Source organism: Vibrio sp. T20, from assembly GCF_007858795.1.
In the GTDB taxonomy this organism is placed as follows: Bacteria; Pseudomonadota; Gammaproteobacteria; order Enterobacterales; family Vibrionaceae; genus Vibrio; species Vibrio satsumensis.
The window spans coordinates 111270-133022 of sequence record NZ_VFEB01000219.1; the positions used below are offsets into that span (position 1 = coordinate 111270).

A 21753-nucleotide genomic window follows, 5' to 3' on the forward strand; every position below is an offset into this window, starting at 1 on the left:
TTTTTCGGAGAGCAAACCCATGGAACGGATTACGGTCAATCTAGCTGAGCGTAGCTACCCTATCTCTATTGGCGCCGGGTTATTTGAAGACCCGGCGTACCTTTCTTTTTTATCAGGTAAGCAGAAAGTTGTTGTTATCAGTAATGTGACAGTAGCGCCTCTTTATGCTGATAAAATTTTATCGCTATTGGATCAAGTCGGCTGTCAGACATCTCTTCTCGAGCTGCCAGACGGTGAACAGTACAAAACCCTTGAAACGTTCAATTCAGTGATGAGCTACATGCTTGAAGGAAATTACAGCCGCGATGTGGTGGTGATTGCTTTAGGTGGTGGTGTAATCGGTGACTTGGTCGGTTTTGCTGCCTCTTGTTACCAACGCGGTATTGATTTCATTCAAATCCCGACGACCCTTCTTTCTCAAGTGGACTCTTCTGTTGGTGGTAAAACCGCAGTAAACCATCCTCTTGGTAAGAATATGATCGGTGCTTTTTACCAACCGAAATCTGTGATCATCGATACCAACTGTTTATCAACGCTTCCAGAGCGTGAGTTTGCAGCGGGCATTGCTGAGGTGATCAAATACGGCATCATTTACGATGAAGCCTTCTTTGATTGGTTGGAGCAGAATCTAGAGAAACTTTATCAACTTGATGAAGAAGCACTGATCACCGCGATTGCTCGTTGTTGTGCAATTAAGGCTGAAGTGGTGGCTCTAGATGAAAAAGAGTCAGGAATCAGAGCGTTATTGAACCTAGGTCATACATTTGGTCATGCGATTGAAGCAGAACTAGGCTATGGTAATTGGCTACATGGTGAAGCTGTGTCGTCAGGCACTGTAATGGCAGCTAAAACAGCTCAATTACAGGGGCTGATCTCTCAGCAGCAACTTGAGCGAATTATTTCTATACTCAAGAATGCGAAACTACCAATCCATACGCCAGAAAGCATGTCTTTTGAAGACTTTATGAAGCATATGATGCGCGATAAAAAAGTGCTGTCTGGTCAGTTACGTTTGGTATTACCAACAAGTATTGGTACTGCTGAAGTGGTTGCTGATGTGCCTCAAGACATCATTAAACAAGCGATCGATTTCTGCCGTACTCTTTAAATTTGGTTGTGAGGTTGCCTAGCTAAACTCTAGGCAACTGAAGCGTTTTACTGATCGATCTTATCAGTAGGGATCCCCAATGAGTTTGGCTCATGAATTAAGAGTATTAGAGTTAGAGTCTCAAGTTGAGCTGCTAGAGCGCTTACAGCTTTTGACTAACTTTGGTTCAAACCTTGTGACGGTTGCTGGTAAAGTTGGCTCTGGCCGATCTTGGTTGGCTCAGCGTTATCTTGAAGCATGGTCGACAGAAAAAAATCAGTGTTTACTGCTTTGTCATCCAAGCCAGGACGATCAACAACGTCGCGCACTTATTCTTAGCCAAATTGTTTCTGACCCCCTGTTTAATCAACATGATTCTTTATCAGATAGCCTGACAAGGTTACTGGATGGAGAGCCGTGCAATGTGGTTATCGTCGTTGATGATGCCCAACGACTTTCTGAGCTATTGGTATCCGAATTATGGATGTTGGTACTAGAAGCTCAATCAAACCCTCAATGGACGATCAATATCGTTCTCTTCTCGGAACCTGGCCACTTAGATACGTTGTTAACGCGTTTGAGTTACGGTCAACAACACAAGCCTATCGATCTTGAGATCGATGACCTTTCGCAACCAGAAGCTGAACATTTCTTTGAATCACTGGTGATTCGATATGTTGATGATGAGTCTGAAACTCGCGTGCGACGTGCGTTTAGTAAAGCGCAACCTCTGCCCGGCGAGTTAATGGCTTTAGGAGAATTGAAAGTGGAAAAAAGGATTATTATTCGCTCAATCATTGGCTCACCCATCAATATCGCGATCGTGGTGGCTTTGTTATTGTTGTTAATTGGTGGTGGTTATTGGTGGATGTTCAGTCAACCAACACCAGACGATAAAGCGCAGTCGCTTATCGCACCGATTGAACAGACGGCTATTCCAACCTTTGAAGTGGAAAGTGGCACTGAACAAACTGGCGTCGATGGTTCTGTTGATTCGGAAGCTGAAACCGACATGAGTTACCAAGGTGCCGATGATGATAGTTCGTCTCTGCCACCGACTGTCGTTGAAGATACCGCGAGTGTTGGAGAAGTCGAACAAGATCAGCAGCGTGTTGTGATCACCTCTGACGTGGTTGATGCTCTGCTTGATGATAAACCTGAGAGTGCGGATACCAGTGCGATTGATGCTGCAGTTGAAGAAAACACAGCTGCAGCGGTTAGCGCGCAACCTGATTCTGCACAAGCCGAACCACAACCAACAGTCGATGAAGAATCAGACCTAACTGACTCAACACCGCCGACCAAAAAGATCACCTTCTCATTTGCTCGTGAAGAGTTGCAAGCTATCTCGCCGCGCGCGTATACCTTGCAGTTGAGTGCGATGACTTCATTGGAAGACGTACAATCTTTCATTGAAGAGTATGACCTTGAGAACAAGGTTCGTATTTACCCAACACTTCGTAACGACACCAAGTGGTTTATTATCACTTATCAAGATTACCCAACGATTCAAGTGGCGCGAGATGCGGTAAGTGCGTTATCAAAACCACTTCAACAGTTGGAACCTTGGGCAAAATCGATGAATCAAGTACATCGAGAGATAGAACGTGCGAAATAACCCTGAGCTTAGCCTCAAAATATGTTACATTCCGCAGCCTTATTTTTGAGTTGATAGATAGAGCAGTAAATGAAAAAGCAGCGTGCCTTTCTAAAATGGGCTGGTGGTAAATATGGCCTAGTTGAAGACATCCAACGTCACCTGCCACCTGCTCGTAAATTGGTAGAACCGTTTGTCGGTGCCGGCTCAGTATTTCTGAATACTGACTTTGAACAGTACCTACTAGCTGATATCAATCCCGATCTTATCAACCTGTACAATCTACTTAAAACCGATCCTGAAACCTATATCACGGAAGCGAAGCGCTGGTTCTGTCCTGAGAACAATCGCAAAGAAGCCTTTCTAGATATTCGTGCTCAGTTCAACGATACCGACAACGTCATGTATCGTTCGCTTGCCTTCTTGTATATGAACCGCTTTGGCTTCAATGGCTTGTGTCGTTACAACAAGAAGGGCGGTTTTAACGTTCCGTTTGGTTCTTACAAAAAACCTTACTTCCCAGAAGCAGAGCTGGAGTTTTTTGCTGAGAAAGCGAAAAAGGCCACCTTCGTCTGTGAGGGATACCATGAAACCTTTAGCCGTGCTCGCAAAGGCTGCGTGGTTTACTGTGACCCTCCGTACGCACCGCTATCAAATACCGCTAACTTTACCTCTTACGCAGGTAATGGCTTCAGCTTAGATGATCAGGCAGCCTTGGCTGATGTCGCTGAAAAAGCCGCAATGGAACGTGGTATTCCAGTTTTGATTTCAAACCACGATACGACACTAACGCGTCGCTTATATCATGGTGCGGAACTGAACGTGGTGAAGGTGAAGCGCACCATCAGCCGTAACGGCGCTGGGCGTAATAAAGTTGATGAGTTACTGGCGCTTTTCCATAAAGAGAAAAACCAGCAACACGTATCAGCGGAATAGTACTGGTCAGAATCACCGCTAAACTCATTAAATTGAGTGACCAACGGATACTTTCTTAAACTAATCTTTCGAACTGCTAGGATCTGCTTAGGTGCTTAGGTAGAATTGCACACCAAATAGTCTTGGGCTTGAGTCTTGTATTTGTGTATGAGAGCTCACTAAGGCGGTGACATTCGCAATTTACTCACTCTTAAGAGGTTTGGTATGAAAGATTTTCTAATTGCTCCATCGATTTTGTCTGCAGATTTTGCTCGTCTTGGTGAAGACGTAGAAAAAGTACTCGCAGCTGGTGCTGATGTTGTGCACTTCGATGTGATGGACAACCACTACGTACCTAACCTGACTTTTGGCGCGCCTATCTGTAAAGCGCTGCGCGACTACGGCATTACTGCTCCTATCGACGTTCACCTAATGGTTAAACCAGTCGACAGCATCGTGCCTGAGTTTGCAAAAGCGGGCGCATCAATGATTACTTTCCACGTTGAAGCATCAGAACACATCGATCGCACTCTACAGCTAATCAAAGAACACGGCTGTAAAGCGGGTGTCGTTCTTAACCCAGCAACACCTCTGTCTTGCCTAGATTACATCATGGACAAAGTAGACATGATTCTACTAATGTCTGTGAACCCTGGTTTTGGTGGTCAATCTTTCATTCCTCACACGCTTGATAAGCTACGTGCAGTTCGTAAGCTAATTGACGAATCAGGTCGTGATATTCGCCTTGAGATTGATGGCGGCGTGAAGGTTGATAACATCCGTGAAATCGCAGAAGCGGGAGCAGATATGTTCGTCGCAGGTTCAGCTATCTTCAATCAACCAGATTACAAAGAAGTGATTGATGAGATGCGTGCAGAGCTTGCAAAAGTTAACGCATAAAAGTAGAACTAGGGTCAGTTGACCTAAAATCAAAAATTTAGATAAAGGGGCTCATTGGCCCCTTTTTTACGTCTTATCGCTCAACACATAAGACGAATATAATTAATAGGAAAGTAAGATGTCATTAAGCTCAATAAAACTGATCGCCTTTGATTTGGATGGAACCTTGTTAGACAGCGTGCCTGATTTGGCTGTCGCCGCTGACCAAGCTTGTCAGGAACTGGGTTTCCCTTCAGTGAGTGAAGAACAAGTTCGCGACTACGTGGGTAATGGTGCTGACGTGCTTATCGGGCGTTCACTCAGCCGCAACCTTGCGGTTGACCCAAGCCTAGAGCCTGAGCTGCTGAAGAAAGCACGCATCCTGTTTGATGATTTCTACGAGCAGGGCGGCCATAAGCTGAGCCACCTTTACCCATCAGTAAAAGAGACGCTAGCTGAACTACATAAAGCGGGTTTCACTATGGCGCTTGTGACCAACAAGCCATCGAAGTTTGTACCCGACGTTCTGGCGCAACACGGTATCGATAAGTACTTTGTTGATGTGTTGGGCGGAGACTCTTTCCCAGAGAAAAAACCGAACCCAGTAGCGCTGAACTGGTTGCTAGAAAAGCACAACGTGAAAGCGGAAGAGATGTTGATGGTTGGTGATTCAAGCAACGATATCAAAGCGGCGAAGAATGCGGGTTGCCACTCATTTGGTCTGACTTACGGCTACAACCACGGCGAGCCAATTTCAGCATCAAACCCTGACTATGTGGCGGATAACGTTGCTCAATTACTAGATGTCGTTCTAGTTTCAGCATAAAGCGTACAAAAGTTAGCTAACCCACTAGCAAAATACTTATCAATGAGTACACTGGATGAGCCGCGCAGAAAGAGCTGTGCGGCTTTTCTATATTTAAGTTAAGAAGCTAAGCGTTCAATAAGCTTAGCGAATAAGCAAAGGAATTAAAACCATGAGCAAGCCCATCGTATTGAGTGGTGTTCAACCATCTGGTGAACTAAGTATCGGTAACTACTTGGGTGCTCTACGTCAATGGCAACAGATGCAAGATGATTACGATTGCCAATACTGTGTTGTAGACCTTCACGCAATTACGGTTCGCCAAGACCCGAAAGCACTGCATGAAGCGACTCTAGACGCACTAGCAATCTGTCTTGCTGTCGGTGTTGATCCAAAGAAGAGCACGCTATTTGTTCAGTCACACGTACCAGAGCATGCTCAACTTGGTTGGCTTCTTAACTGTTACACGCAAATGGGTGAACTGAGCCGTATGACTCAGTTTAAAGATAAGTCTGCACGTCATTCAAACGACGTAAACGTAGGTCTATACGACTACCCAGTGTTGATGGCTGCAGACATCCTGCTTTACGGTGCTCACCAAGTGCCAGTAGGTAGCGACCAGAAACAACACCTAGAGCTAGCGCGTGATATCGCCACTCGTTTCAACAACATCTACGGTCCTGAAATGCCAATCTTTCAAGTGCCAGAACCTTACATTCCAACCGTGAATGCACGTGTAATGAGCCTGCAAGATGCAACTAAGAAGATGTCTAAGTCGGATGACAACCGTAAGAACGTGATTACTCTGCTAGAAGAGCCTAAGTCGATCATCAAGAAGATCAACAAAGCGCAAACCGATGCAGAAACACCACCACGTATTGCTCACGATTGGGAAAACAAAGCGGGTATCTCTAACCTAATGGGTCTTTACTCTGCGGCGACGGGTAAAACGTTTGAAGAGATCGAAGCGCAGTACCAAGGCGTTGAAATGTACGGTCCATTCAAGAAAGATGTAGGCGCAGCATTAGTTGAGATGCTTGAGCCGATTCAAGCTGAATACCATCGTATCCGTGCTGACCGCGCTTACATGGACTCAGTAATGAAAGCGGGTGCTGAAAAAGCCTCTGAGCGTGCTGCTGTGACTCTGAAAAAAGCATACGAAGCAGTAGGTTTTGTTACTCGCCCATAGATTGAACTAAAATAACTCGCTTGAGAATTTGAGCCCAAAGTAATTTTTGTTTACTTTGGGCTTTTTAATGCCCATTCCATTTGCCCTCCCCGAAAACCCTTTGTTTGAATTGATAATTTACGCAGTATTTGGCTAGCACACTCGTGGCTTTAATGTTGTGCAGATGATCTTATTTGGCCCTCTCGGGCTTTATAAAATTATGCTCGTTTCTATATATGTTGGAAATATATAACGTGCCAAACAATTGGTGATTATTAAGTGATAAGTTCCTCATTTTCTTGCTAACTGACTTATTCCTTTCATAAATAAACCTGATAGTTACCACAAAATACATGACTGCCAACAGACGGCAGTAACTATAAATCGATGAACTCAGGTGAAACGGATGGCTCTTTTACACAAACCTTCATTGCTAGCAGTGGCAATTGGTAGCTTGTTAACAGCAAGTGCACACGCTGATTTGTTTATTTCACAATATGTGGAAGGCGGCAGCTACAACAAAGCGGTTGAGATTGCTAATAACGGCGATAGCAGCATGAATTTAGATGGTTACTCGCTGGCGAAGTCTGCGAATGGCAACGGCTCATGGGGCGCCACTTTACCTTTGGATGGCCACGTTTTAGCGCCTGGTGAGGTACTTGTTGTCGCTCATACGAGTGCGAGTGATGAGATTAAAGCCGTCGCTGACATTCTCAACGCGTCGATTGCTAACCATAACGGTGACGACCCGCTGGCTATCTTGAATTCAGATAACTCGGTACACGATATTGTTGGTTTGATGGGTGATGTGGATTGGGGTAAAGATGTTACTTTGGTTCGAGCGACACAAACTCCTTCGGCAACATTCGATGCTTCACAGTGGGTGTCGTTACCAAAAGACAGCATTGAAGGCTTAGGTTCATTAGACAATGTTGAACTGCCAGAAGCGTTCACTTGTACACAAGATGGCTCTGACCCAGTATTCACCACCATTCAAGAGATCCAAGGCGAGGGTGCAACATCACCGTTCATTGATGGCTATCCGTACATCACGGACGATGAGTACTTCGTTAAAGGTGTGGTAAGTGCGGTGACAACAGGCCTAACCAAGGGCTTCTACCTGCAAGCACTTGAGGATGATTTCAACTCAAGCACTTCTGAAGGCCTATTTATTCATACCAACCAGTCGAGCTCAGAGCTAGTAGCCGGTGATGTGGTGTGTGTGAAAGGTAAGGTTCAAGAATACTACAGCCACACTCAGCTTAAAGTTGAAAACAATCAATGGCTCAAGCAGGGTGAGCAGCAGGCGCCAGAAGCGACAGCGATTGAAGCCTTAGACAGTGATGAGAACTTCGCAGCAACGCTTGAGCGCTACGAAGGCATGTTGGTGAAAACAACTGAAGCACTTGATATGCGTGTGACACGCACCTTTGGTTATGACTACGCAGGTCGTCGTAACAACATGGTATTGGCACATGAACGTATTAACATGCAGCCGAACCAGCTTTTTGCAGCAGGTTCTGACGAAGCGAAGCAGCAAACTGAAGACAACGCAGACCGCCGTCTTTTCGTTGAAACCGATCAAAAAGCGGGTGATGGACAGGTGCCTTTCTACCCAGATTTTGGTCGTACCGACATCGACCAAGATGGCTCAACGGAAGACTATATCCGTATTGATGACACTATTGTTGGTCTAGAAGGCGTGTTGACCTACAGCTATGGCGAGTACCGCCTCATCACGACTAACCAGATCACCGCTGAAAACTTCGTTCGCAACGACCCGCGTACCGACAAACCAGATATGGATGAAGGCGACTTACGTATTGCGACCTTTAATGTACTGAACTACTTCAACTCTCCATTTGGTGGTGATGCGAACCAGCATGGTAATAACCGTGGTGCAAACACCATCACTGAGTTTGAAGTACAACAAGAGAAGATTGTAAACGCGATTCTTCGTCTAGACGCTGACATCATTGGTTTGATGGAAATTGAGAACAACGGCTTTGGTGAAGGTTCTGCTATTCAACAGCTTGTTAACCAGCTGAATGATCGCATTGAGCGTAAGAAAGACCGATATACCTTTGTGGCTGTTGATTCTAATGAAGATGGCGTAACCGACGAGATGGACTCGATTGGTACTGATGTCATTACAACGGGTGTTATTTACCGTAAGAAGGTGGTTAAGCTTAAAGACAGCCGCGTTATCGCGATGCCAAGCCAACAAGCACCAGAAGTGTTAGACGATTCTGGCAAGGTGATTGAAGACGGTAAGAACTACCAACGTGACTCATTGGCGCCAACCTTTAAAGTTAAAGGCACTAAAGAGAAACTTACCGTTGCGATTAACCACTTTAAATCGAAAGGTTCTAAGTGTTGGGAAGATGCTGCACCGGTCGAGCAGGGCGGTCAAGGTGGCGTTGACGCCGATAAGCAAGGCTCATGTGAGAACTTCCGTGTGGCTGCAGCAGTTGCTTTGGGTGAAGCGCTAGACGGCATTGAAGGCCATAAAGTGATTCTGGGTGATATGAACTCGTACGGCATGGAAGATCCAATGCTGGTGCTAACGGATTACTCTGAAGAGAAATACGGTAAGCAAATCAAAGCGGCTCGTAACACTTACATTGATGGTGTTGAACAGTTTGGTGATAGCGGTGCGGTGATTACTAAGAACTACGGTTACATTAATGCTGTAGCTCAAAAGCACCCAGATAGCTGGAGCTACTCATACAATGACGAAGTGGGCGCACTGGATCACCTGTTGATCAGCGATAGCCTGAAAGACATGGTGGTGGATGCAACTGACTGGCACATTAACGGTGGTGAATCGACGTTGTTTGACTACAACGAAGAGTACAAAGGCGACCTGCCTAAGTACCAGGATCACTTCCGTTCATCGGATCATGATCCTGCGGTTCTTGAGCTCAGAGTCGGCGGTTCATTCGGCTTAGGTGCGTTGATGTCATTGTTTGGCCTAGCAATGTGGCGTCGTCGCAAGTAGCTAAATCGTCAGTAGCTTGGCAAGCCATACAAGCAAGCCAATTCAGATAACTTAAGGCTATCTGTAAACAATTAAGGTCAACCTAGGTTGGCCTTAATTATTGGCGAAATGCAGTTTCCACTTGCCTTTCGCTATGGGTATTGCACAATACCGCCCCTATATCTCCCAATCCTTTAGTATTTAGCAAACGATTTCGACCCATGTTACTTATCATCGATAACTACGACTCCTTTACCTATAACTTGTATCAGTATTTCTGTGAGTTAGGGGTAACTGTAAAAGTTGTACGCAACGATGAGATTGATATCGCAGGTATCGAAGCGCTGAATCCTAGTCACCTTGTTATCTCGCCGGGTCCTTGTACACCGGATGATGCGGGAATCTCTCTGCAAGTCATTGAACACTTCGTGGGTAAGTTGCCGATCTTAGGTGTGTGTCTTGGTCATCAAGCCATTGCTCAAGTGTTTGGTGGTGAAGTGGTGAGAGCCAGGCAAGTGATGCATGGTAAAACCTCGCCGATCCGTCATAACGGTAAGAGCGTTTTTCAAGGACTCAATAATCCTCTGACTGTGACACGTTACCACTCACTCGTGGTGAAAAATGGCACGCTACCAGATTGCTTTGAACTGACGTCTTGGACGGAATTTGAAGATGGCAGCATGGATGAGATCATGGGTTATCAACACAAAACCTTACCGATTGATGCGGTCCAATTTCACCCTGAATCGATTAAAACAGAGCAAGGACACCAGCTTCTCGCTAACTTCCTAGCACGCTAAGTGTTTAAATTTGACTCTTTCTCCGTCTAAATAAGCCAGTTAAACCTATCAGCCTATTCGTTAAGCGTTTAAATTCGGGCTTTACGCGCCTCTCTCCCTCTGACGCCGATCACTTTTTATAACATTTCTCTCTCGCTTCGCTAAGTTTTTAGCCTATGCAAAATTATTCGCCTTATTTCCTCTCGAACCCTATATACCGCTGTGCCAGTAAGGCTTTGCTATTGCTGGTTATACGTTTAGGTAAAAAAAGCTTCATAAAACAGATTAATTGATGCATAAATAGTCATAGGTAGTGACGTTTAGCTGGTTGTTAGGGATGGCTAAAGAATAATCTACTATTGAAAAGGTTAATTAAATGTAAATATAATGCTGCAGCGGGATTATGGCGAGACAAAATATCTTTGTCTTACTTATGAACCATTACGCTTATTTGCGAAGCTTGCGGTATCGAGAAGGAATGTACGATGACAGTGGAAAATAAAGTAGAACGTAGTCTGTTTAATGAGGTGATGGTGCCTTGTTATAACCCAATGGAAATGATCCCGGTAAAAGGGGAAGGCGCACGCGTTTGGGACCAACAAGGCCGAGAGTATATCGACTTTGCTGGTGGTATCGCTGTGAGCTGTTTGGGTCACTGTCACCCGGCAATGGTTAACGCAGTTACTGAGCAAGCAAACAAGATTTGGCACCTAAGTAACGTGATGACCAACGAACCTGCACTGCGTCTAGCGAAAAAGCTAACAGACGTATGTTTTGCAGAAAAAGTATTCTTTGCAAACTCTGGCGCGGAAGCGAACGAAGCAGCTCTAAAGCTAGCTCGTCGTTGGGCGGCGGATGTTCACGGTCCTGAGAAATCTGAAATCATTGCATTCAAACAAGGTTTCCACGGTCGTACTTTCTTTACCGTAACGGTTGGTGGTCAAGAAGCTTACTCTGATGGTTTCGGTCCTAAACCGGGCGATGTGACTCACCTTCCTTACAATGATATTGCAGCACTAGAAGCGCACATCTCTGATCGCACTTGTGCAATCATGATGGAACCTCTGCAAGGCGAGGGCGGTATCATCTCACCAACCTCTGAATTCGTGAACACAGTTCGTGAACTGTGTGACAAACACAATGCACTACTTATCTTTGATGAAGTACAAACCGGTAACGGCCGTACTGGTAACTTTTACGCTTACCAAGGCTTAGGTGTAACACCTGATATTCTAAGCACTGCGAAATCACTAGGTGGTGGTTTCCCAATCGGCGCAATGCTAACAACGTCTGAACTTGCGACGCACCTAAAAGTGGGTACGCACGGTTCGACTTACGGTGGTAACCCACTGGCGTGTGCTGTTGCAGAAGCGGTTGTTGATGTGGTTAGCCAACCTGAAACATTAGCTGGCGTGAAAGAGCGCGAAGCATTGTTCCGTGATGGTCTTGCTAAGATTAACGACAAGTACCAAATCTTCAGTGAAGTTCGTGGCAAAGGCCTACTACTAGGTGCTGCGCTTAACGAAGAGTGGCAAGGCCGTGCACGTGACGTATTAGTAGCAGCAGGCGAACAAGGCTTGATGGTACTGGTTGCTGGTGCAAACGTGGTTCGTTTCACGCCATCACTGGTCATTACTACACAAGAAATTGAAGAAGGCCTATCAAAACTAGACAAAGCAATTGCTACGCTAGTTTAGCCTGAGCGGCGTCATAGGAATGATCGCCAATAGAGCGATCCCATGACGTTCTGCTAAAGGCCCAAGCTTCTGGTTTTGGGCCTATTTTGCATCTGGAGGGAATATTGATGCTAGTTGTTCGCCCAATAAAATTATCTGATTACGATGCGCTGCATACTTGCGCGGTTGAATCTGGTCACGGATTCACATCTCTTCCTGTTAACGAAGAACTGTTAACTAACCGTATTACTCACTCTGAATACAGCTTTGCCAAACCAGACGTGACTGAACCCGGTGATGAAGGCTACCTAATGGTTGGCTTTGATACCGAAACGGGTGAAGTTGCAGGTACCACGGGTATCGAAGCCTCGATTGGCTGGGATGTACCGTTTTACTCTTATCACATCAGCAAGGTGGTTCATTCATCGCAAAAGCTTGGCGTTAATAACGTGGTTAAGCTACTGACTTTTGGTAATAACTACACCGGATGCAGTGAAATTTGCACGTTATTCTTGCGCCCTGACTTCCGTGGTGGTTTGAACGGTCGTTTGATGTCGAAGTGCCGATTCCTACTGATGGCTGAACACCCAGAGCGTTTCTCGAAAACAATTTTTGCTGAGATGCGGGGGGTATCGGATGCCGAAGGTAATTCTCCTTTCTGGCAATGGCTGCAAGAACACTTCTTCTCGATTGATTTCACACTTGCTGATTATCTAACCGGTATTGGTAAGAAAGGCTTCATTGCTGATCTTATGCCGAAGCTGCCTATCTATGTGAACCTACTGAGCAAAGAAGCTCAGGCGGTGATCGGAGAGGTTCATGACAATACGCGCCCTGCACTTAAGTTGTTGGAACGTGAAGGTTTCACCAACCGTGGCTATGTCGATATCTTTGATGCGGGCCCAACGGTTGAGTGTGATTTAAGAAACATCGAATCTGTGCGTCATGCGATTAGAGCTCAGGTGAAAATTGCAGAGCACTCAAGCTCTAAAGACTTCCTAATTGGGAATACATCATTTGAGAACTTCCGCGCAGTAGCCGCGAAAGGCGCGTATGACCAAGCAAGCGACACAGTGATTTTATCATCTGAAGTAGCAAGCGCTCTTGAAGTAAAAGAAGGCGAATTCGTTCGCATGTTGGCTCAGTAAGAGCTGCGATTATCTGTCGAAGATTTTAAGGATAGAAGTATGACTCAGTGGATAGCAGGACAGTGGGTGGCAGGTCAAGGTGACGCCATGACATCAGTAAGCCCATACAATAATGAAGTAGTGTGGCAGGGTGATAGCGCAACGCCAGCACAGGTTGAATCTGCAGTAGCAGCAGCTCGTGAAGCCTTCTTGGTTTGGAAAAAGCTGAGCTTTGTAGAGCGTGAAGCGATCGTGTTGAACTTTGCTGAGAAAGTTAAAGAGAACAGCGAAGAAATTGCGCAAATCATCGCAAAAGAGACGGGTAAACCGATCTGGGAAACTCGTACTGAAGCGGGAGCGATGGCGGGTAAGATTGCTATTTCCATTCGTGCTTACCATGAGCGTACCGGTGAAGCTTCACGTGAAGCAGCTGGCAACCAGATTGTACTTCGTCATCGTCCACTAGGCGTGATGGCGGTATTTGGTCCTTACAACTTCCCCGGTCACCTACCTAACGGTCATATTGTTCCAGCTCTGCTATCGGGTAATACCGTGGTATTTAAGCCTTCAGAGCAGACACCTTGGACGGGTGAGTTTGCAATGAAGCTATGGCAAGAAGCGGGTCTTCCTGCTGGCGTAATCAATCTAGTACAGGGCGCTAAAGAGACAGGTATCGCACTAGCAGATGCTAAAGGTCTTGATGGCGTGCTGTTCACAGGTAGTGCAAATACCGGTCATATCCTACATCGTCAATTCGCGGGCCAACCGGGCAAGATGCTGGCGCTAGAGATGGGCGGTAACAACCCTATGGTAATCAGTGACCAGTTTGGTGATGCTGACGCGACGGTTTATACCATTATTCAATCGGCTTTCATCAGTGCGGGTCAACGTTGTACATGTGCACGTCGCTTGTATGTTCCTGTTGGAGAGGAGGGCGATCAACTGCTGGATAAGCTCGTTGCTGCGACCTTGAAGATTCGTGTTGATCAGCCATTCGCTGAGCCAGCACCCTTCATGGGGCCACAAATATCTGAAGCTGCCGCTAAGTTCATTCTGGACGCGCAAGCGAATCTGCAATCGTTAGGCGGTGTGAGTCTGGTTGAAGCAAAAGCGGGTGAAGCGGCATTTGTTACTCCGGGTATTATCGATGCAACCAACATTGCTGAACTGCCTGATGAAGAGTACTTCGGTCCATTACTACAAGTGGTTCGTTACCAATCGCTAGAGCAAGCGGTTGAGTTAGCTAACGACACACGCTTTGGTTTGTCTGCTGGCTTAGTATCTACAGACGATTCTGAATGGGAATACTTCGTTGACCATATCCGCGCGGGTATTGTTAATCGTAATCGCCAACTCACAGGCGCAAGTGGTGATGCACCATTTGGTGGCCCGGGTGCTTCTGGCAACCTACGTCCAAGTGCTTATTATGCGGCGGACTATTGTGCTTATCCAATGGCTTCAATGGAAGGTGGTGAAACTCAACTGCCAGCTACGTTTAGCCCGGGCATTGAGCTTTAGTTTCTAAACAATAGATTGATGAGTCATAGGTTTATAAGCTAAAGACTTTTTGACTTAGGCTTATCAGTACTAGGCTCATTCGTTAAGTTTGAAATAAGGAAGTGGTGTTATCGCTTCCTTTTTCCATCACGTCCGACACCTAGATTGGGCGGTAGATAATAATAGAACAAATATGTCACAGGCTGATGGCTGCTGACTCTGTGTCCAGCCTCTCCCTTTCTAATCCAAATTACTAGCTTGCTAGAACCTCTGACAAGGAGTCACCATGACGCCCGATCTACTCTTTAAATCACTATGGGACGATTACATTCACAGGCTGTGTCCATCGGCTGAGAAAGTGCATCACTTGCTGAAAGAAGATGAAGCGCTGATCAACGACCATATTGCACTGCGTACTTTTAATGTTGCCCCTCTCGGTATTGAAACACTAGCTAAACCTTTCCTTGAACTGGGTTACAAGGCGTGTGGAGACTACCTGTTTGAGAGCAAGAAGCTAGTCGCGAAGCATTACGAACACCCAGACCCAAAACAACCGAAAGTGTTCATCAGTGAGTTGAAGGTAGAAGAGTGCTCAAGTGAGCTACAACAGATCGTTGCTAAGTTAGTTGAGCAAGTCGATGCTAGCAAGCTGCAAGGTCATGAATTCTTGTTCGGCGGTCGCCAATGGGATTTGAGCTTCGCTGATTTCCAAGTACTAGCAAAAGAGAGCGAATACGCCTCTTGGTTAGCGGCTCACGGTTACGGTGCTAACCACTTCACGGTAAGTGTCAATCAACTGAACAAGTTCGATGAAGTACAAGCAGTGAATGATTACCTGAGTGATGCTGGCTTTACGATTAACGCATCAGGCGGTGAGGTGAAAGGCTCTCCAGAGGTATTATTAGAGCAATCATCCACCATGGCAGACAAAGTCCCAGTGGCATTTATTGAAGGCAATGAGATGATTCCTGGTGGCTTCTATGAGTTTGCTAAGCGTTATGCAATGGCGAATGGTGAGCTTTATACCGGTTTTGTCGCTGCATCGGCGGATAAGATCTTCGAAAGCACCAACGGTTAAAGAAAGATACGAGCACGGGCTTTGCCCTAGAGATGCGGGTACGCTTCGCTTCGAGAGTGTTTGTGTTTGGAAGTTGTAAGTGTCCCATTCGCATCTGCTCTCTAGATCTTTAGAAAACAAAAAAGCCACCAAATTCGCATTTGGTGGCTTTCAAATTTTTGGCTCAGTTAATCGAGATTAACGAGTACCGTATACCACGATAGTTTTACCGTGTGCAGAAATTAGGTTCTGCTCTTCAAGCATCTTCAAGATACGACCAACTGTCTCACGAGAACAACCAACGATCTGGCCAATCTCTTGACGAGTGATCTTGATTTGCATGCCGTCAGGGTGAGTCATTGCATCTGGCTGTTTCGCTAGGTTTAGTAGCGTTTGAGCGATACGACCTGTTACGTCAAGGAACGCTAAGTCACCAACCTTTTGGCTAGTTACTTGTAGACGGTTTGCCATTTGCGCTGAAAGGCGCATTAGGATATCTGGGTTCACTTGGATAAGTTGACGGAATTTCTTGAAAGAAATCTCAGCTACTTCACAAGGAGATTTAGCACGAACCCAAGCAGTACGCTCTTGGTCTTCTTCGAACAAGCCAAGCTCACCGATGAAGTCGCCTTGGTTTAGGTAAGAAAGAATCATTTCCTTACCTTCTTCGTCTTTGATAAGAACTGCCACAGAACCTTTAACGATGTAGTACAAGGTTTCTGCCTTTTCACCAGCATGAATCAAAGTACTTTTTGAAGGGTACTTATGAATATGACAGTGTGAAAGGAACCACTCTAATGTTGGATCGGTTTGAGGTTTACCTAGAACCATAATATCTCACTTCCTCTGCAGGGTATGCTTGCTGCTTTCCGTATTTTAGCTAAGCCTGGATTGACTTGTAGGATAAGAGCACTCGTTGAGTGCTGCAAGCTATCTTGTGTTTCGTTTAAGAATAGTATCCTTTTTCAGGTACTATTTCTTGATTTTAATCGTGACCAAGCTACGATTTTTTACGCAAAATTGTGCACATGATCACGGTATGAAAAGTAATCAACCAGAACGTCGTTTTGTTAACCTATTTTTCCAGTTTCGATGAGCTGTTGTAGGATTGGCCTCACAATGAGTTCCATAGCAAAACTCATCTTGCCTCCTGGCACCACTAGCGTGTTATGACGAGACATAAACGAACCATCAATCATAGCCAGAAGGTAGGGGAAATCGACGTTTTTGATGCCACGCAAACGTATAACAACGAAGCTTTCGTCTAAACTTGGAATCCCTTTGGCGTTAAGTGGGTTCGATGTATCTACGGTTGGAACACGCTGAAAGTTGATGTGAGTACGCGAAAATTGCGGGGTAATGTAGTTAAGGTAATCATCCATTGAACGAACAATGGAGTCCATTACTGCTTCGCGTGAGTGGCCACGATCGCGGGTATCACGAACGAATTTTTGGATCCATTCTAGGTTTACAATTGGCACCATGCCGATCAGCAAATCGACGTGTTGAGAAACGTTAATGTCACCATCAACCACACCGCCGTGCAGGCCTTCGTAAAACATCACGTCGGAATTTTCAGGGATCTCTTGCCATGGTGTAAAGGTGCCCGGCATTTGATTGTAAGGCACGGCTTCATCGAAGGTGTGTAGGTAGCTACGTACCTTACCTGTACCTTCGTTACCGTATTTACGGAAGAATTCTTCTAGCGCACCAAAGTCGTTGGCTTGTGGACCAAAGTAGCTGATGTGCTTACCTTGTTCGCGCGCTTTTCGGATCTCGACATCCATTTCTGGTCGAGTGAAGCGATGGAAACTATCCCCTTCAACCCAAGCAGCCTTCACGTCCATCATATTGAACATTTTGCGGAAGGCTTCTGAGGTAGTGGTGGTGCCGGCTCCAGATGAACCCGTCACCGCAATAATTGGATGTTTAGCGGACATGACAACCCTTGTCGTTTGAGTAACTTACTTGTTAGCAATCGTTTTCCACTATAACACGGCTCCTTTCTAAGCGCAGCCTAGAAGCGTTTTGTCACCTGGATATCAACGGTCTCGTGCAGTTCGGAAAACACGATGCTCACGTCACCAGAAGCTAATTGATGTTTCACCTGATCAATCTTGTTTTGCAGTGAGATCTCAACGTCGCCATAGTCTGTGCCTTCACGCAGCACGAATTCTCTAATGAGGTTTTCTAGTGTCTCTGGCGCGATGTCTTGCCATGGGATGATCATAAATACTTCTCTCTTTTATGTTCATTGATATGTTGATGAGTGTGTTTAGTGGTGTTTTTAGTACAACCCCAGTTTGGGGCTGCGCTATCTTATCAAGGTTTCGCGTTTATATTTAGCAAGGCTTCGTCGTTATACTGAACCTTGGATACTTTCATAATACGCAGGTAAGGCTTCTTCTAACCAGAATCGTGGTTTGAGTGTGCTACCTGTGATGAACCCAACATGGCCGCCTTTCTGAAACAAGCGATAATCGATGTTATCCGGCAGAACGAACTTAGGAATCACATCATCGGTCATGAAAGGATCGTCTTTAGCATGGATGATCTGAGTCGGTAGCTTTATCTTATTGAGCTTAGGAAGAGCTGAGCACTGTGCGTAGTAGTCTTGCGCGTTTTTGAATCCGTGCAGGGGCGCAGTAACCCGTTCATCAAACTCATACAGCTTGTCGATCTTCTTGATGGATTCAGCCGTGATGCCGAGTTTCTCTTGTAACAGCTTCACCTTTTTCAAGGCATTCGATTTGAGTGAGTTAAGCAGGTACTTCTTATAGAACTTCGAGAAGCCGCGCTCTATGCGACTTGAACAACAGGCCAAATCAAAAGGTGCAGAGACTATCGTTGCTGCGGACAACAGTGGGTCATCTGCGTATTCCGCCAAATAGTTCGCCAACATGTTTCCGCCCAAGGAGATGCCAACCGCCACCTTTGGGTTATTCGGAAACTGAGCGTGCAGGTGTCTTAGGAAAAAGCGCGCATCTTCGACCTCACCTGAATGGTAAGCGCGAGCCAGGCGATTGGGTTTTCCGCTGCAGCCTCTGAAGTGCATCATTACCGATAACCAACCATCTTTAGCAAATGCATTCATCAGTCCATTGGCGTATGGGCTCTCAAAGCTTCCCTCTAAGCCATGGAATAGAACGAATATCGGCTTGTTACTTCGAGCATCATTGCTTGGGTTGTCACCGTCTGGTGATTCGCTCCAAGCAAGATCAAGAAAGTCACCATCGGGAGTTTCTAAGGTTTGCCAGTGAGGATGAAACAGCGCCTGTTTTCTAATAAACCGTGGCACTAAGGTTTGTAAGTGCGGATTAGAGAGACCAGCGGCTGCGGTAAATATTGTCATAAAAACGATCCATGCTTCTTTTGTGGGCTTTGATAACGTGTTGAGCTTGTAACGAAACGCCCACGTTTTTATTTGAGCTTGGTTGATTCTCGGCATAAGCGCAAGGCTTTCTCTTATATGAGATACAAAAACAGGCCATGGGTAACCGGTTGAATAATATCAATGTTAGGTGCGTTAAACACTTCATTGTGCGTATTAGTCAGCGCATGCACATGAAGAGAGACAGGGCGCAGTTAAGCTTGGATCTTGATTGAATAAAAGGAAAGAGAATGAGCTAGGGTTGAGGTGCTGGTTCAGAAAAAGCGTCGTAGAGGTTTTCTGCTCCTAATAAACGACAGTACTGAAAAGCGAGCGGTGATTGCTGGTTAGCGTAAAGCTGTAGGGAGTTTATACAGTCGACGAGATCGGACTGTTGTTGCTTTTCAAGCTGTAACTCAAACTGCAAGGCTTCACGGTATAGTGAGTCGACAACGTGTGCTTTGAGGTGTTTACGCAACTCTCGATAACTATGAAGCAGGGTTTCAGATCGGCTCAAGCATTGTTGTACCTTGTGCCATTCTTCTTCAGCAAAAGACAATTGCTGCTCATCAAGCCATTTGAGAAGCAGCAGTAGATTGACGTTGCCGTGGAACTGGTTTTGCAAAGCTAGGCACGCATCCTTTACACCGCGCACACTGTAATACTGAAGGCTAAATTGCCATAGTCGTTCCAGTGTTAGTGATATTGGGGCGTGCTCTGGGCTCATAAGCTATCCATATCCTGTTCCATCTGCTCAAGCTCTTCTTGAGTGGACATCCAATCCATTTCAACTTCTTCTAGCTGTGACTTACTGCTCGCTTGGAGAGCGAGTACTTTATTCAGTTTAGCCTTATTTTCAGCTTCATACAGTGAAGTGTCGGATAATTCTTGCTCAGCTTCTTCGAGAGATAGCGTTAACTTATCCATCTGCTTTTCAAATTGAGTGAGCTTTTTACGTAGTGGTGCCGTCAGTTTACGGAACTCGGCTTCTTTACGTTTTTGCTCTTTTTTCGCTGCTGCACTGTTGGCACCGTCTTTTGCTGGTGCCAATGCTTGTGCTTCTTTGCGCTCAACTTTCTGCTGTTCGGTCAGCCACTTGTAGTAATCGCTAAGGTCGCCATCAAACGGTGCCACTTGACGGTCGTGTACCAAATACAAGTCATCGGTAGTTGCACGCAGTAGGTAACGGTCGTGCGATACGATAACCATTGCGCCTTCAAACGTCTGCAGGGCAAAAGTCAGCGCTTGACGCATGTCGAGATCCAAGTGGTTGGTTGGTTCATCGAGTAGCAACAGGTTAGGTTTTTGCCATACCAGCAGTGCCAATACCAAACGTGCTTTTTCACCACCTGAGAATGGTGCCACTTTATCCAGTGCTTTTTCACCTTGGAAGCCAAAGCTACCTAAGTAATCACGCAGTTGCTGCTCGGTGTGTTTTGGGGCAATCTGCATCATGTGTTGTAGCGGTGTTTCTTCAGGGTGCAGGGTTTCTAATTGGTGCTGTGCAAAGTAACCAATCTTAACGCCTTGAGAATAGCTCAGTTCACCGCCTTGCTGTTTCAGTTCGCCAGAAAGCAGTTTAATCAATGTTGATTTACCTGCACCATTTCGACCAAGTAGACCAATACGGCTGCCTGGTACTAGATTCAAGCGAATCTTTTCTAGAATCAGATTGTCATCGTAGCCTGCAGATACTTCGTCCATCATCATGATTGGGTTTGGTAGTGCGTCTGGTTCTCTGAACTCAAAGCTGAATGGGTTATCAAACTGAGCAGGTAGCACTTGTTCCATTTTCTCTAGTGCTTTAATACGGCTTTGCGCTTGGCGAGCCTTTGATGCTTTGTAACGGAAACGGTCAATGTAGCTCTGCATGTGAGACATCTGCTTCTGCTGCTTTTGGTACATTGCTTGTTGCAGAATCAGCTTTTGCGCTCGCTGGTTTTCGAACGATGAGTAGTTACCCGTGTATTCATTGAGCTGTTGATTTTCAACATGCACGATGCGGTTGACGATAGGGTCTAAGAAGTCTCTATCGTGCGAGATAAGTACTAGCGTGCCAGGGTAGCTTTGTAACCAACGCTCTAGCCACATTACTGCGTCTAAGTCCAAGTGGTTGGTTGGTTCATCGAGTAGCAGTAGGTCACTGCGACACAGTAGAGCTTGCGCTAGGTTCAAACGCATGCGCCAACCACCTGAGAATTGAGTCAGGTTCCATGCCATTTGTTCTTGGCTAAAGCCTAAGCCGTCCAGTAACTCCGCAGCTCGCGCTTTGATGCTGTAACCACCTATGGTCTCAATCTTGCCGTGAATTTCTGCTACCAAGGTGCCGTTGTCGGCTTGTTCAGCTTTCTCTAGTTGATCTTCAAGGCCACGATATTCGCGGTCGCCATCAATCACGTATTCAATTGCTGTTCTTTCTAATGCTGGTGTTTCTTGGGCAACCCAAGCCATTTCCCAATGGGCAGGTTTGCTGAATGAGCCTGCATCAATAGACAGTTCGTCCTTAATTAAGGCGAATAGCGTAGATTTACCACAGCCGTTTTTACCAACCAAACCGATCTTGTCGCCGGGGTGAAAAGTCGCAGATGCTTGGTCTAGGAGTGGCTTACCGCCGCGTAGCAATTGAATATCAGAGAAAGTAATCATAATTGAAGTAGCATAGAAATTAGAGGTGAACAGACGCCTGCATAGTAGGCTGAAACCAGATAAAAGTCGATCACAATGCAATTTGCGTTATGATGCCAATAACATATTAATAACTTTTGCTTAAATTCTTGTGGCCTTGCCACCGTTTAGCTTTCAAAGGAATGTTTCAA

General features: G+C 45.8%; 18 protein-coding genes. 12 read left to right on the plus strand and 6 right to left on the minus strand.

Translation table 11 applies throughout. The annotated features are described in order from the left end of the window. Positions 1–19: 19 nt before the first annotated feature. The 12 genes from aroB (at position 20) to FTW16_RS22020 (ending at position 15588) form a co-directional block, all read left to right on the plus strand. The gene (gene aroB / locus FTW16_RS21965; protein ID WP_017061124.1) at positions 20–1108 is read left to right on the plus strand and encodes a 3-dehydroquinate synthase; all 1089 of its coding nucleotides are present in this window, start codon (positions 20–22) and stop codon (positions 1106–1108) included. A 79-nt stretch (positions 1109–1187) separates the two neighbouring features. Beyond that, entirely contained in the window at positions 1188–2705 is a 1518-nt protein-coding gene (locus tag FTW16_RS21970) for an SPOR domain-containing protein (protein WP_146492436.1), read from the plus strand. A 69-nt stretch (positions 2706–2774) separates the two neighbouring features. Further along, on the plus strand, positions 2775–3620 hold the full coding sequence (locus tag FTW16_RS21975) for a Dam family site-specific DNA-(adenine-N6)-methyltransferase (protein ID WP_017632098.1): 846 nt from the start codon (positions 2775–2777) through the stop codon (positions 3618–3620). Positions 3621–3824: 204 nt separating this feature from the next. Continuing rightward, complete coding sequence (gene rpe / locus FTW16_RS21980; RefSeq protein WP_017068835.1) at positions 3825–4499, plus strand: ribulose-phosphate 3-epimerase; 675 nt, start codon at positions 3825–3827, stop codon at positions 4497–4499. 118 nt (positions 4500–4617) lie between these two features. Continuing rightward, entirely contained in the window at positions 4618–5304 is a 687-nt protein-coding gene (locus FTW16_RS21985; RefSeq protein WP_146492437.1) for a phosphoglycolate phosphatase, read from the plus strand. 151 nt (positions 5305–5455) lie between these two features. After that, on the plus strand, positions 5456–6472 hold the full coding sequence (gene trpS, locus FTW16_RS21990) for a tryptophan--tRNA ligase (protein ID WP_146492438.1): 1017 nt from the start codon (positions 5456–5458) through the stop codon (positions 6470–6472). A 385-nt stretch (positions 6473–6857) separates the two neighbouring features. Next, positions 6858–9452 carry an ExeM/NucH family extracellular endonuclease gene (locus FTW16_RS21995; protein WP_146492439.1) on the plus strand — a complete coding sequence of 865 codons (2595 nt, stop codon included), beginning with the start codon at positions 6858–6860 and terminating at the stop codon, positions 9450–9452. A gap of 200 nt (positions 9453–9652) precedes the next feature. Then, on the plus strand, positions 9653–10231 hold the full coding sequence (locus FTW16_RS22000) for an aminodeoxychorismate/anthranilate synthase component II (protein ID WP_009848915.1): 579 nt from the start codon (positions 9653–9655) through the stop codon (positions 10229–10231). A 464-nt stretch (positions 10232–10695) separates the two neighbouring features. Continuing rightward, a complete protein-coding gene (locus FTW16_RS22005) occupies positions 10696–11907 on the plus strand; it encodes an aspartate aminotransferase family protein (RefSeq protein ID WP_048605374.1) in 1212 nt (403 codons plus the stop codon). Positions 11908–12014: 107 nt separating this feature from the next. Then, positions 12015–13034: an arginine N-succinyltransferase gene (astA, locus tag FTW16_RS22010; RefSeq protein WP_123285401.1), complete on the plus strand. Its 1020-nt coding sequence runs from the start codon at positions 12015–12017 to the stop codon at positions 13032–13034. Between the two features lie 39 nt (positions 13035–13073). Then, on the plus strand, positions 13074–14531 hold the full coding sequence (gene astD, locus FTW16_RS22015; protein ID WP_146492440.1) for a succinylglutamate-semialdehyde dehydrogenase: 1458 nt from the start codon (positions 13074–13076) through the stop codon (positions 14529–14531). Positions 14532–14796: 265 nt separating this feature from the next. Next, positions 14797–15588: a DUF1338 domain-containing protein gene (locus FTW16_RS22020; protein WP_146492441.1), complete on the plus strand. Its 792-nt coding sequence runs from the start codon at positions 14797–14799 to the stop codon at positions 15586–15588. A 177-nt stretch (positions 15589–15765) separates the two neighbouring features. Here FTW16_RS22020 and crp read toward each other — a convergent pair whose 3' ends face one another. From crp to FTW16_RS22050, 6 genes are all read right to left on the minus strand, one after another. Next, complete coding sequence (gene crp / locus FTW16_RS22025; RefSeq protein ID WP_004729651.1) at positions 15766–16398, minus strand: cAMP-activated global transcriptional regulator CRP; 633 nt, start codon at positions 16396–16398, stop codon at positions 15766–15768. A 239-nt stretch (positions 16399–16637) separates the two neighbouring features. Continuing rightward, positions 16638–17507, minus strand: a complete 870-nt coding sequence (locus tag FTW16_RS22030) for a phosphoribulokinase (RefSeq protein WP_010435210.1) — start codon at positions 17505–17507, stop codon at positions 16638–16640. A gap of 77 nt (positions 17508–17584) precedes the next feature. Beyond that, the gene (locus FTW16_RS22035) at positions 17585–17797 is read right to left on the minus strand and encodes a YheU family protein (protein WP_146492442.1); all 213 of its coding nucleotides are present in this window, start codon (positions 17795–17797) and stop codon (positions 17585–17587) included. A gap of 129 nt (positions 17798–17926) precedes the next feature. Next, positions 17927–18919, minus strand: a complete 993-nt coding sequence (locus tag FTW16_RS22040) for a hydrolase (RefSeq protein WP_146492443.1) — start codon at positions 18917–18919, stop codon at positions 17927–17929. A gap of 274 nt (positions 18920–19193) precedes the next feature. Continuing rightward, positions 19194–19664 carry a TIGR02444 family protein gene (locus tag FTW16_RS22045; protein WP_048605369.1) on the minus strand — a complete coding sequence of 157 codons (471 nt, stop codon included), beginning with the start codon at positions 19662–19664 and terminating at the stop codon, positions 19194–19196. After that, positions 19661–21583, minus strand: a complete 1923-nt coding sequence (locus FTW16_RS22050; RefSeq protein WP_146492444.1) for an ABC transporter ATP-binding protein — start codon at positions 21581–21583, stop codon at positions 19661–19663. The genes FTW16_RS22045 and FTW16_RS22050 overlap by 4 nt, the downstream gene beginning before the upstream one ends. Positions 21584–21753 lie beyond the last annotated feature (170 nt).